Source organism: Ignavibacteria bacterium (assembly GCA_016707005.1).
Classification (GTDB): Bacteria; Bacteroidota; Ignavibacteria; order Kapaibacteriales; family Kapaibacteriaceae; genus UBA10438.
The window spans coordinates 55,160-67,013 of the sequence record JADJIQ010000004.1 but is presented as its reverse complement, the minus strand read 5'-3'; the positions used below and the strand labels follow the sequence as shown (position 1 = coordinate 67,013).

Genomic DNA, 11,854 nt, shown 5'->3' with positions numbered 1-11,854 from the left:
TTATTTGCCCTGTGGTGCAGCCGGTTGTGCAGGAGCTGCTGGCATTGGTGTTGTTGGAATTTCCGCCCCTTGGGAGACTGGTGCGCGACCTGCGCCGCCGTCATCCGTGGAAAGGAAGAACTTGTTGACAACGATCGACACAAGCACCATGGCGCCGAGAAGGATCATGGTCGTGTTCTGCAACACGTTCCGTGACTGGCGAACGCCGAGGAGGTTGGTCATCTGACCACCAATGCTACCCATTCCGGAGATCATGTCAGCCTTTCCGGGCTGGATCATGATCACGAGGATCAAAAGGACTGAGGCAATGATGCCAAGACTGATAAGCAGGATTTCCATAACGCTTCAATTGGTTTCGTGTGAACGGCAAATATACCACGCCTTTTGCTCATGGACAACCGAGCCCGAGGCAAAGCGGCTTCTCGAACGACATCCCATTTTCACTGAACCAGACAAGGAAGGTGTCATACCGGTCTGCATTCTGCTTGTAGTGCCTCTGCATCTCCTGTTTGTCGCCATATCCATAGAGCCACCAGAGGTATTCCTTCAATCTCCCCTGCTCCTGTAGACGCTTGTTCCAGCTCAGGATATCGTTGGGATAGGTCTTGTCGTACACGGCCTGCGACCAAGCACGCATGAACTTGTACCGCAGGTCGATGAGCCTTTCGATACTGAGTCGCGGTAGGATGGAATCCTTGGGGATAAAGGGCTGGGCAGCCAGAGCGATGTTGTATTCGAACGCAACCGGAAACGACATTTGTTGAGCTCCTAGGGGGCTTGGCACGTCGAGCAAGGAATCGGAGCAGAAGTTGATCGGATCGTTATTGTCGCCCAACTTCATGGAGCGGTTCCAAGTCTCGTAGACAAGTCTGGACATGTCGCGTGTACGCGGTGTGTTGCGTTCAAGGTTGAGGAAGGCCTCTCCGTAGAACACCGCCCAGATCAGGTCCCGTGTTTCCGAATACGACCTAGCCAGCCAGTAGTAGTTGGTTGGGAAGGTAGGCTCGGCCTGAGTTCCCTTCAGCCACCATGCATTGGCACGGGCACGGTCATAGGCAACGTAGTATTGCTGTCCCATTTCGAAGTGGAGTCTTCCCGACCGGGGATAGGCCGCCAGTCCGGCACGGTAGACGGCTCTGGACGAGGCAGTGTCCTGCATGAAGTCGTGACAGTTCCCCATCAACTGATAGCCCCGTTCCTTGAGCGACGTGTCGGTATAGATCGGCTGCAGGATCGTAAGAGCATCCAGATAGCGCTTGGCCATCACCAAACTCACAGCTTTCTCGTAGAGGTACGGTGTATATCCTGGCATGAACTTTAGAGCCCTGTCCCAGGCCTCTATGGCGTTCTCCGGGAGATTGGCATCCATGTACTCAATAGCCTTGCCCGCTTCTTCGTCAGCCTTCACAGGATCTCGTTGTGAAAAGACCGGAACGGCACATCCCAGAATAAGGACGAAGGCCGCCAACAACGATCTTTGCATACGATTCGATCTGATCAACAACGACATAAGGATCCTCCGATGTCACGTCAGTTTCTTTACAGCTCAGTTCTTCTTGTGCTGGTGGCACTTTTCGTCAGCGGGTGCCTCACAGCAGAACGCAAGAGTTACAAGATTACGATGACGGGCAAACAGTCCGGCACGTGTACCATCACCTTCCACAACATTATCTCTCCAAAAGAAGAGGGGCGCGACATTTCCTTCAAGGACTTTGCCGAGCTTCAGACGGACTATGTTGAAGGCGATAAGATCGAATCAGAGTTCCCCGGCTGCCGCAACGTCAAGAAGCGCTTGTACGAGAAGGACGGTCAGCTCAACGGTGAATTCACCTTTGAGTTCGATTCCCTCTCTACGCTCAAGATGTTCAAATACGACGAGAAAAGTCCGGTGATGATGTATTTCGGATCGTCGCAAGAGTCGTTCATCGAGAGCAACGGTACCTATGGCGGAGAAACAATGCCGGTAGCATTCTGGCCAGCATCAACCACGTCGATGACCCTCACAACAAAACTCTCCGATCCTAATCCCGACGCGGTGAGTCTCGTTGAGCAATACAGGAAGTGGAAGAAGTGATACGAATCGTTTGTGCGCTGAGTCTTCTGTTCGGTTCTTTCCTTCATAGCGCGGAGCTCCCAAATAGTCTGCTGTGGAAGGTCACTTCTCCTCAGGGGGCTGTCAGTCACGTATTCGGCACGATCCACCTGCAGGACTCTTCGGTATTCCGTCAGCGTGATACCGTTTTGAGTCTCGTCAGAACATGTCGCACCTATGCATCGGAAATGCACCTCGATTCAGTGATGGCGATGATGCAGCCGTCGGTGCTGTTTCTTTCCGGGAAGACCCTATATGATCTTGCAGACAGCGCCGATGTGAAGCGCATATGTGCTGCCCTGCAGTCGAGAGTACCCTCTATGTCGCCCCTATGCACGCGATTGAAGCCGGGCGCGATCGGCATGTTGCTGTCCTTCGGTGCGGTTGAGCAAACAGCTCCTGTTGCCATGGATCAGTTCTTATGGGACCTTGCCAAGCAACACAAGCCCCTTCTCATCGGACTTGAGACGTTGGATGAACAGATCGCCGTGATCGATCAATTGACGGCGCAAATGCTCATCGATCATCTGGAGAACATCGTCCACGAGGACTCCTTGGCGTTGATCCTTCCTCGACACTATGCCAACGAAGATCTCAATGCCCTAGCAGCAATCACAGATGACACAACCGAAGCGTACTCTGGGATCGTTGAGTCGCTCAACGATGATCGCAACGTTGTGATGGTGCAACGCATGAAACAAATGCTCACCACCGGCGATGCCTTCATTGCCATCGGTGCCCTACATCTCACCGGCGAAAAGAGCATTCTGCTCCTGCTCGAAAAAGAAGGCTATCGCGTTGAGCCTGTGCTCGGCGGCAAGAGATCGCAATGGCTCTTTAACGAATTCGGTGATGACTAGTATTCTAATCGTGTAAAGAGAATTTTATTGGAACGCGAACCCAACAGCGGACAGGCTTTCCGTTCTGAAATGCAGGAGTAAACTTCACGCGACGGACTGCATCAATAGCACTCTGATCAAACACTGTGTTATCAGACTCAATGATTTGAATCTTCTCAAGACAGCCGGTCTCACTGAGAAGTGCACCCACAAGAACCATTCCTTCCAGATTAATCCGACGGGCCTCTTCCGGATACTTTATCGATAAAGCGAGAGCGTTTTCATCATGCGATGGCGGACGCAACTCAGGATAGATTTTCGAATCGTTGGTGTCTCTTACGACCGAAACGGGTCCTGGGTAATTCCAGGCTAATTGATACGACTTGAGATCCAGATCAGTAAAGAACCTGCATGCACTGCTGAAAATGGAATCTGTACAGCTGATAGTGAACTTCCTTTTTCCACGAATAGGCACACGAAGGACGCATCGATCTGCATACCACTGGGCAATGATCCGTATTGATGGATGTTCTGACTTCTTATGTAAAGGACGTATACCGTCCTTTGATATCTCTACGATGAATGAGAACGAAGCAGGGAGGACACTATCTACAACTGGAATAGATCGCGGTGGTAGTACACTACAGTGTTTGGACAGTTGTTCAATGTCCTTTGGTTCTACAATGGCTTGTCCAAATAGCACCCACTCGTCTGCTATAGCCAACGTTGACAAGACAACGAGGCCTACAGCAACAAGTGTTAGACGAACGGACATGCCACCTGGGCTCCATTGCCCTTGGTAAGAAGCTCCGGTACGTTCACAGCACATTCAGGACGTGCGATCGGGCAACGTGTTCTGAATCCGCAGCCGCTTGGTTTGTTGAGAGGCGTTGGAATATCTCCCTGGAGCACGACGCGTTCTTTGTTCTTGCGCGTGGGATCGGGTTCCGGAATGGCTGAGATCAAGGCTTTGGAGTACGGGTGCACGGGATCGAAGTACACTTGATTGGCAGTGCCGATCTCCGCTACGTTCCCGAGATACATCACAGCGATCCGCTTGGAGATGTGATAGACCACGGAGAGATCGTGTGCGATGAAGAGGTAGGACATCCCGAACTCTTTTTGCAGATCCTCCATCAGGTTGATCACCTGGGCCTGCACAGATACATCAAGCGCTGAAACTGGTTCGTCGCAGATGATGAGATCAGGGTTTGTGGCCAGTGCACGTGCAATGCCGATACGTTGACGTTGTCCGCCAGAGAATTCGTGCGGATAGCGTCCGGCATATTCGGGTTGAAGTCCAACTCGTTCCAAGAGCCACATCACCTTCTCATCCACCTGCTGCTTCGACATCTCCGGCATGTGGATCTCAAGGGGCTCTGCAATGATCTGCTTCACCGACAACCGAGCATTCAACGATGAATACGGGTCTTGGAAGATCATCTGGATCTTCGAACGGAACGCGATCATGTCGCGCTTCGAAAGATGCAGAAGATCCGTTCGTGTACCGTTCTTATCAACGTAGATCACTTCCCCATCAAGCTCAACACCGGGAGAGACGTGTTTGAGGATGTTGATGAGGGCGCGACCAACTGTTGTCTTACCACATCCGGATTCACCAACGAGTCCGAGCGTTTCGCCGCGTTCGATGGCGAAGGAGACGCCGTCAACGGCCTTTACTTCCGCTACCTTACGCTGCAACACTCCGCCGGTGACCGGGAAGCGGACGCGGAGGTTCTTGACCTCGAGAAGGGGCTGACTCATTGCACACCTCCTTGGGGTTCAACGAGGTGACACCGTACAAAGTGGGCCGGACTGATCTCTCGCAATGGTGGCTCCTCGTTATCACATTTGTCGATCTTCACTGCACAGCGCGTGCAGAACTTGCATCCGGCAGGAAGATTCATGATGCTCGGGACGTTCCCCGGAATGGCCTTGAGTCGCTCACGACCCTTTGTTTCCATACTCGGCCGTGGGATGGAAGCCATCAAGCCTTCCGTATACGGATGTTTCGGATGTGCAAAGAGCTCTTCAACAGATGCCACTTCTTGGATCTTACCGCCATACATCACGATCACGCGCTGACACATCTCTGCAACCACTGCAAGGTCGTGCGTGATGAGCACAATGGCAGCATCCTGACGTCGTTGCTTGAGCTCCATCATGAGGTCGAGGATCTGCGCCTGGATCGTTACATCCAATGCCGTTGTTGGCTCATCAGCGATCAGTACCGACGGATTACACGCAAGAGCAATGGCGATCATCACACGCTGACGCATACCGCCGGAGAACTGGTGCGGATAGTCGTTGATGCGCTTTTCCGGATCAGGGATACCAACAGCACGCAGCATGTCGATGGCCTTAACCGTTGCTTCTTTCTCCGAGATCTTCAAGTGTGCTTGCAGCACCTCAGAGATCTGCATGCCGATCCGAAAGACCGGATTGAGCGACGTCATCGGTTCTTGGAAGATCATGGCGATCTCCCGACCACGGATCTGATACATCGCCTCATAGGACAGCTTAACGATGTCCTGCCCTTTAAAGAGGATCTCTCCACCCATGATCCTGCCCGGCGGGTCAGGGATGAGCTTCATGAGCGACAAGGCGGTCACAGATTTCCCGGAGCCCGATTCACCAACGATCCCGAGCACTTCGCCTTTGTAGATATCGAAGGAGATACCATCAACAGCCTTTGCCCACGTGCCTTCGATATTGAAGTACGTTTTGAGATCCTTGACTTCGACGAGTTTTTCTTGTGTCACAACAGATACCAATTGATGCGTGAGGAGGGGGCGTTCCTATCGCAGACGCGAGAACACCTTCGGATCGAATGCTTCCCGAATACCTTCGCCAATGAACACCACAAGTGTGAGTGTGAGGAACATTGCGCCGAACGGGACCACTACCAACCAATACCGTGTGATGTTGGAAAGTCCAACACCGATCATCTGACCCCACGATGGCGTAGGGGGCGGCATACCAAAGCCCAGATAGTCGAGCGATACAAGAGCGCTAATCCCACCCACCAGAGCGAACGGGAAGAACGTAATGATCGGAACAAGGGTATTCGGAAGGATGTGCTTGATGAGGATCGATCGTGTTGGAACACCGATGGAAACGGCTGCCGCCACGTAGTCGCGAGAGCGCTCACGATAGAACTGCGCTCGCATCTGCGTGGCAATTCCAAGCCACGAGAAGATCACCAGGAGGAAGACCAACAACGTGAACGTTGGCTCCACGAATGACACAATGATGATGATCAAGAAGAGGAATGGCAATGCATGCCAGATCTCCATCACTCGCTGCATACCAAGATCGATGAAGCCGCCGAAGTATCCCATCACTGCACCAACAGGAATACCAATGAGGTACTCAAGAATAGCTATCAGCAGTGCAAAGGACATCGACACCTGGAAGCCATAGGCCATACGCGAGAGAACGTCTCGTCCAACATCATCTGTGCCGAACGGACGAAGCAATCCCGATCCATCTGCTTCAAAAGGACCAATGAATTTCTCATTGCCCCCTACCGTCACATCCTCATTAGGACCGAACGGATAGAGCGGCATGATCACATAATTCTCACTGCCCGCATCTTCCCACTTTGCTTGCAGAACGCGATAGTTGGCCTCTGCTTGATTCCCTACTTCGCCGTACTGTTCTGCGGGATCAAAGCTTGAGGGGGCAAAACCACCAACGAGTGGAAGCGACGCAAAGAAGTCGCGCGCTGCCGGTGAAGACCACTCGCCGTTATAACTAACGAGGAGTGCCTTGTTATTCACCATCAATGGCAGGAAGAACGAAAGTGCGTAGGCCGACAGAAGGATGATCATCGAGTAATAGCCTCGACGCATGCCTTTGAACTTCTTCCATCGACGTTGATTGATCGACAGCGACTTCGATGTGTTGTTTGCTTTTGACATAGGATCAGGAGAATCGGATACGTGGATCGACAAGCGCAAGCATGAAGTCGGAAATGATCGATCCAACCAGCGTGATGATGATCGAGATCACAGCAAAGGCAAAGAACACGCTCTGATCACGAGACCCAATGGCTTCGAAGGACAACCGTCCGATACCGTCGATATTGAAGGCATACTCCACGAGGTAGTTCCCGGCCAAGAAGATGCCGATGATGCCGCCGATGGAGGCAACAAGCGGAATGACGGAGTTCCTCATGGCATGCATCCAGATCACACGGTTCTCTCGGAGCCCCTTTGCATAAGCGGTGCGAACGAAGTCCTGCCCGAGTGTATCGAGCAACGAGTTCTTCATCAAGAGCGTGATCGATGCAAAACCACCAAGCGTATAGGCAATGGTAGGAAGGACGAAGTACAGTGCTCGGTCCGCGATCTTCTCGAATGCCGAGATGGACTCGTAATCACTTGATTGGAAACCACCGGTTGGGAACCAGGCAAGTGCAGAGCCCCCTCCCAGAAGAACAAGAAGTACGGCTCCAAGGGCCCATCCTGGGATGGAGAAGGCGATGAAGACCATACTTGATGAGATCACATCGAACTTACTGCCGTGACGCAGGGCCTTTTGTGTTCCGAGGTAGAAGCACACAACGTAGGTGATCACAAAACTGATCAGTCCGAACTGCATCGAGACCGGGAGTCGCTCAGAGATGAGCTCAAACACCGGTTTGCGATATCGCTCTGATCTACCGAAATCAAGTGTGAAGATCCCAGATATGCCGCGCTGGTAGACCCAGACGCTGTTCTCCTTCTTTGATGGATCCACATACCAACCAGATAACGGGGCTCCATCACTCGCCTGATAGACCGCGAATTGTCCACTAGCGTCCTTCTTCACGATCACGCGGAAATTGTTCCCCACGTTCTGAGGTGTATCAATGACAGCGAGGTAGTCGTTGACCGGACGTGGCATGAGTCCAAGCCACATGAGGTAGCGTGCCCATACAGGTTCATTCACCTGGTGATACCGCTGCAAAGCCTCAAGTTGACTTGGCGGTATGGACATATTCTCGGCACCAAGAGCGGATCCACCACCTTCGGCTCCTTGACCCTTACGAAGCGCATTGAGTTGTTGTTCATATGGTCCGCCCGGAGCGAACTGCACAATGAAGAACACCACGATCGTCGCCCCAAAGAACGTTGGAATGGCGAGCAGAATTCGTCGAATGATGTATTGCAGCATTGGGTCTTCTTATTTCGACTCGTTGAAATCGCGCCAGAACGTGAACTCGATGATGTTCTTGTTCCCGCCAAGATCTGTCTTGTTCTTCTTTGCCTCAGCAAGAGCCGTAGCCTTCTCACCATCATACCACCAGAGAAGTCCGGCAGTACCATAGACGTAGCTAAGCTGAGTGAAGCGGCTGATACCATATTCAGGCATACCGAACTTATCCCACACTGCCAGGCGGATGCCCTTTGGATTCCACCAATGGCTCTTCATGTAGTAGTCATACGTGATCTTGTCGATCTCATTGATGATCTTGATCTGCTCTGCAACGCTGAAGGTTGTGTCGTAGATCGGCAGAAGCTCATCCACTCGGGCATTCTTGAAGCCCTGAATGTTGTTGTTATCGTTCTTATCAGCCAGTGAGCTTTGCAGCGATGTTTCCGGGTTTGGTGTGACCAAACCTGAATAGCCGTACGAGAAGATCTGGAAGTTGCGCTCGTCGATGTTCTTGATGATCGAATTCCAATCCATCAGCTTCAGACGAAGATCGACGCCGATGTTCTTGAGTTCCTGTTGATACGGTGTGAGCCAGCGCTCGTCGAGCTTGGAGATCGCCATTTCAATGACGAATGGCTTGCCATTCTTCACGAGCAGTCCGTCACTATTTCTCGACGTCCAACCTGCCTCTGCAAGAAGCTTGGCTGCAGCTGCGGGATCATAGACCATTTTCGGATTGGTCTTACTTGCATACGGCGTGTTTGGATAGTCCGTGTCGAATGTCTCGTACTCATTGTAGAGAAGCTTCTCAACGATCGTCTCCCGCGGATAGACCATCATGAAGGCCTTACGAACACGGATATCGTCGAAGGGGGCTTTCCGCATGTTGAACGTAATACCGTTGGTTCCCATCGGTCCGTTATTGTAGAAACGATACCGGCGTACCCAGCCGTTCTTGATGGCTTCGTAGTCTGTGTCCTTGATCCACTTTTCCGTTGTTGCCATGCTGAACCGGAAGAGATCGATCTCGCCGCCCTTGAACTTCTCATAGAGAAGATTCGCATTGTCCTTGACAACGAGGTAGTTGACGTAGTCAAAGTTTGCCGTGTACTTCGTAGTCGAGTAATCCTTCCCCCAATAGTCCGGCCTGCGCGTAAGGCGCCATCCGTTACCGGCCTTGACGTCCTTCTCATTTAGGTAGTATGGACCTGTACCGGCAGGCATGTTGAAGTTGTACTTCTCGAGGAATTCCTTGCCCGTGATGTTGCCGATCTCATGATCGGGATAGACCACAAGTGAGTTACCGAAATAGAGCAGGTTGCGGAAGTTGACCGTCTTGCATTGGACCTGGACGATGTACTTACTCAAAGCCACGGGTTGTTCGAATTTCTCGTAGACGAGATTCGCTGATGGCTCAAGAATTCCTGGGTCAACCATGAGTTTCCAACTCGAAACAACGTCCTGAGCCACAACGGGTTTGCCATCGGACCAACGAGCATTAGGATCGATGCGGAATGTGAACGTCTTCTTATCAGGGCTGATCTTCCAATGAGACGCCAGGCCAGGCATATACTCACGAGTGATCGGATGTTGTCCGAGCAAGGTCTCATAGATATATCCCTTGATCTCGGTATTCACCACCATCGACGAACCTTGGCCTTCCGGACGGAAGGTTGTTGGGAAGGTCATTTCCCCAATGGTGATCTCTCCGCCCTTGGTTGCACGCGAGTCGCCGAAATATTTCTCGTCTTCGGGCTTGACCACATAGGTCACAAAGCCTAGTCCCTCGGAGATCTTCTCAAACCCTGCGCCACCGAGTGTGTCGGCTACGCTTGGGTCGGCTCCAGCCGGAGTATCATATTTCTTCCAAACATTCTTGATCTCTGCGGTTGAGCTCTGCTGAGCCCTGCGTCCGCAGCCGGTTGTGAACACGAGTGCGATGATGGACATCGCGATGATGCTGCTTGCGGCCCAACTGGTCCGAATGCTCTGGAACATGAAACTCCTTACAACGATTGTTGCTACGTGTTAGCGAGAGGCAAATATACACGTAACCCCCAGCCACAGCCAACATTTGCGGTGACCACGAGAAAGACCGAACTTGCAGGATGCAAACCATCCTGCCTGCCGACCTGTCCCACCGTGACAGACATCAACTGCTCCTGAGCGGTGTCTCCCCCCGCCCCATTGCCTTTGTGACCTCTGTGGATACCGAAGGCAATGTTAACCTCAGCCCCTTCTCGTTCTTTAACGCCTATGCCTCCAACCCACCGATCGTGGCCATCGGTCCGGCCATCGCCGCCAAAACGGGAAGGGCAAAACATACGTGGTTAAACATCCTGGCAACCCAAGAGTGCACGATAAGTACAGTGTCCCACTCCATGGTCCACGCCATGAACCTCACAGCGGCAGAGTATCCGAACGAGGTGGATGAATATCTCAAGGCCGGGTTTACCAAGAGAAATTCCGTGAAGGTGACTCCCCCGAGTGTTGCGGAGTCGCCTTACAGCATGGAATGTCGGCTTATGGAGAACATTGAGCTTCGCCGTGACATCGGTGGCAACGGCAATCTGATGCTCCTGGAGGTTGTTGCCTTTCATGTTGCGGATAGCGCTCTGATCAACGGGAAGGTGGACCCACGGGCCCTCGATCTCGTAGGCAGAATGGGAGGCGCATACTACACGAGGACCCAAGACATCTTTGAGGCCACACAGCCCCCTCATATTCCGATCGGGATGGACGGACTCCCTGAGCATATCAGGACAAGCCCGATCCTTACCGGGAATGAGTTAGCCCAGCTTGCCTATCTGCCCACACTTCCGATGCCGAGCGGATCATTCCCCCAATTCGATGAGTCGATCCGCGCAGATTCCCTCGACGTTGAACTTGCCATGGGTCGGCCCGATGGCGCTCTCTACGTCTGGCTCCAAAACGGCGACCGTTCAGATCATGCCACACTTCATCGCATCGCACAGCTCTACATCGCACAGGGGAAGATGGAAGAGGCGTGGCAAACGTTGTTAATGTAGAATAGCGAATAGCGAATAGCGAATAGCGAATAGCGAATAGCGAATTTCCTTAGAAAGGCGCTTGTAGAAGGCGCTTAAAGAAGGCGCTTATAAAGCCGATTAAGCCAAAGGCTCGATCACACACAACAGGGTTCCCTTTTCAAAGGCGGAACCGGCGTTTGTTGTGAGTTGGCGTACGGTGCCGCTGATGGGAGTCTTGATGGCGTTCTCCATCTTCATGGCTTCGAGGGTAAAGAGAGTCTCTCCCTTGCGCACTTGAGCCCCTTCAGTCGTATGGATTGCTTTGAGCAGACCGGGCATTGGGGCCGGGATACGCGTTACACGCTGCTTTTGAGCGGGAGAGGCCTTGAGGATGTCGAGGAGGTTATGGTGGTGACCGTTAAGGACCGACGTAGAGTAGGAATATCCACGGATGGTAACGGTCACACCGGACATGCCATCGCTGACGATATGAACGGGCACACGCATCGATCCATCGATCCAGTGCCAGATGTTTGGGACATCTGTTGGAGCAAGATAGACGTTGGTATCACCGCTAACAGCACTGCCGTCCTCGGTCAGCTCAACGCTGCGGTCTTTTCCGTCGATCTCTGTGTTTACGACATAGGTATTCATAGGTTCTCCATCGGCCTGCGAAGATACGGAGGCTTCACATTCAGCGCATCAATACGAGGTCCCTCGCTTCGCTCGGGATGACGCTGCGACAAGTGATCATCACGAAGGTTTCTGTTGTACTAACCAAGCGGCGCGGG

General features: G+C 52.5%; 12 protein-coding genes. 3 read left to right on the top strand and 9 right to left on the bottom strand.

Annotation, left to right across the window (positions count from 1 at the left end):
- Nucleotides 1–339 carry a preprotein translocase subunit SecG gene (gene secG, locus IPI29_06935; protein MBK7412272.1) on the bottom strand — a complete coding sequence of 113 codons (339 nt, stop codon included), beginning with the start codon at nucleotides 337–339 and terminating at the stop codon, nucleotides 1–3.
- A 49-nt stretch (nucleotides 340–388) separates the two neighbouring features.
- The gene (locus IPI29_06930) at nucleotides 389–1,510 is read right to left on the bottom strand and encodes a hypothetical protein (GenBank protein ID MBK7412271.1); all 1,122 of its coding nucleotides are present in this window, start codon (nucleotides 1,508–1,510) and stop codon (nucleotides 389–391) included.
- 12 nt (nucleotides 1,511–1,522) lie between these two features.
- On the opposite strand from IPI29_06930, the gene IPI29_06925 reads away from it, so the two are divergent.
- Both IPI29_06925 and IPI29_06920 read left to right on the top strand, forming a co-directional pair.
- A complete protein-coding gene (locus IPI29_06925; GenBank protein MBK7412270.1) occupies nucleotides 1,523–2,074 on the top strand; it encodes a hypothetical protein in 552 nt (183 codons plus the stop codon).
- Nucleotides 2,071–2,952 (top strand): TraB/GumN family protein, encoded by an 882-nt coding sequence (locus tag IPI29_06920; protein MBK7412269.1) that lies wholly within the window; start codon nucleotides 2,071–2,073, stop codon nucleotides 2,950–2,952. Before IPI29_06925 ends, IPI29_06920 begins: the two co-directional genes overlap by 4 nt.
- Before the next feature lie 4 nt (nucleotides 2,953–2,956).
- Here IPI29_06920 and IPI29_06915 read toward each other — a convergent pair whose 3' ends face one another.
- Genes IPI29_06915 through IPI29_06890 form a run of 6 tightly spaced genes read right to left on the bottom strand, consistent with a single transcriptional unit; the run spans nucleotide 2,957 to nucleotide 10,071 of the window.
- Nucleotides 2,957–3,706 (bottom strand): energy transducer TonB, encoded by a 750-nt coding sequence (locus IPI29_06915; protein MBK7412268.1) that lies wholly within the window; start codon nucleotides 3,704–3,706, stop codon nucleotides 2,957–2,959.
- Nucleotides 3,691–4,695 carry an ATP-binding cassette domain-containing protein gene (locus tag IPI29_06910; protein MBK7412267.1) on the bottom strand — a complete coding sequence of 335 codons (1,005 nt, stop codon included), beginning with the start codon at nucleotides 4,693–4,695 and terminating at the stop codon, nucleotides 3,691–3,693. The genes IPI29_06915 and IPI29_06910 overlap by 16 nt, the downstream gene beginning before the upstream one ends.
- Entirely contained in the window at nucleotides 4,692–5,693 is a 1,002-nt protein-coding gene (locus IPI29_06905) for an ABC transporter ATP-binding protein (GenBank protein MBK7412266.1), read from the bottom strand. Before IPI29_06905 ends, IPI29_06910 begins: the two co-directional genes overlap by 4 nt.
- Before the next feature lie 36 nt (nucleotides 5,694–5,729).
- The gene (locus IPI29_06900) at nucleotides 5,730–6,854 is read right to left on the bottom strand and encodes an ABC transporter permease subunit (protein MBK7412265.1); all 1,125 of its coding nucleotides are present in this window, start codon (nucleotides 6,852–6,854) and stop codon (nucleotides 5,730–5,732) included.
- 4 nt (nucleotides 6,855–6,858) lie between these two features.
- A complete protein-coding gene (locus IPI29_06895; protein MBK7412264.1) occupies nucleotides 6,859–8,091 on the bottom strand; it encodes an ABC transporter permease subunit in 1,233 nt (410 codons plus the stop codon).
- Between the two features lie 9 nt (nucleotides 8,092–8,100).
- A complete protein-coding gene (locus tag IPI29_06890; protein ID MBK7412263.1) occupies nucleotides 8,101–10,071 on the bottom strand; it encodes a hypothetical protein in 1,971 nt (656 codons plus the stop codon).
- A 110-nt stretch (nucleotides 10,072–10,181) separates the two neighbouring features.
- Here IPI29_06890 and IPI29_06885 point away from each other — a divergent pair, with 110 nt between their 5' ends.
- A complete protein-coding gene (locus IPI29_06885; GenBank protein ID MBK7412262.1) occupies nucleotides 10,182–11,102 on the top strand; it encodes a flavin reductase family protein in 921 nt (306 codons plus the stop codon).
- A gap of 99 nt (nucleotides 11,103–11,201) precedes the next feature.
- On the opposite strand, the gene IPI29_06880 is transcribed toward IPI29_06885, so the two are convergent.
- Nucleotides 11,202–11,717, bottom strand: a complete 516-nt coding sequence (locus tag IPI29_06880; protein MBK7412261.1) for a biotin/lipoyl-binding protein — start codon at nucleotides 11,715–11,717, stop codon at nucleotides 11,202–11,204.
- Nucleotides 11,718–11,854 lie beyond the last annotated feature (137 nt).

Excerpts from the sequence above, each read along its gene's own strand:
- IPI29_06915 (MBK7412268.1), bottom strand. The coding sequence starts at position 3,706 with ATGTCCGTTCGTCTAACACTTGTTGCTGTAGGCCTCGTTGTCTTGTCA.
- IPI29_06900 (MBK7412265.1), bottom strand. The coding sequence starts at position 6,854 with ATGTCAAAAGCAAACAACACATCGAAGTCGCTGTCGATCAATCAACGT.
- IPI29_06925 (MBK7412270.1), top strand. The coding sequence starts at position 1,523 with ATGTCACGTCAGTTTCTTTACAGCTCAGTTCTTCTTGTGCTGGTGGCA.
- secG (MBK7412272.1), bottom strand. The coding sequence starts at position 339 with ATGGAAATCCTGCTTATCAGTCTTGGCATCATTGCCTCAGTCCTTTTG.
- IPI29_06930 (MBK7412271.1), bottom strand. The coding sequence starts at position 1,510 with ATGTCGTTGTTGATCAGATCGAATCGTATGCAAAGATCGTTGTTGGCG.
- IPI29_06895 (MBK7412264.1), bottom strand. The coding sequence starts at position 8,091 with ATGCTGCAATACATCATTCGACGAATTCTGCTCGCCATTCCAACGTTC.
- IPI29_06880 (MBK7412261.1), bottom strand. The coding sequence starts at position 11,717 with ATGAATACCTATGTCGTAAACACAGAGATCGACGGAAAAGACCGCAGC.
- IPI29_06890 (MBK7412263.1), bottom strand. The coding sequence starts at position 10,071 with ATGTTCCAGAGCATTCGGACCAGTTGGGCCGCAAGCAGCATCATCGCG.
- IPI29_06910 (MBK7412267.1), bottom strand. The coding sequence starts at position 4,695 with ATGAGTCAGCCCCTTCTCGAGGTCAAGAACCTCCGCGTCCGCTTCCCG.
- IPI29_06885 (MBK7412262.1), top strand. The coding sequence starts at position 10,182 with ATGCAAACCATCCTGCCTGCCGACCTGTCCCACCGTGACAGACATCAA.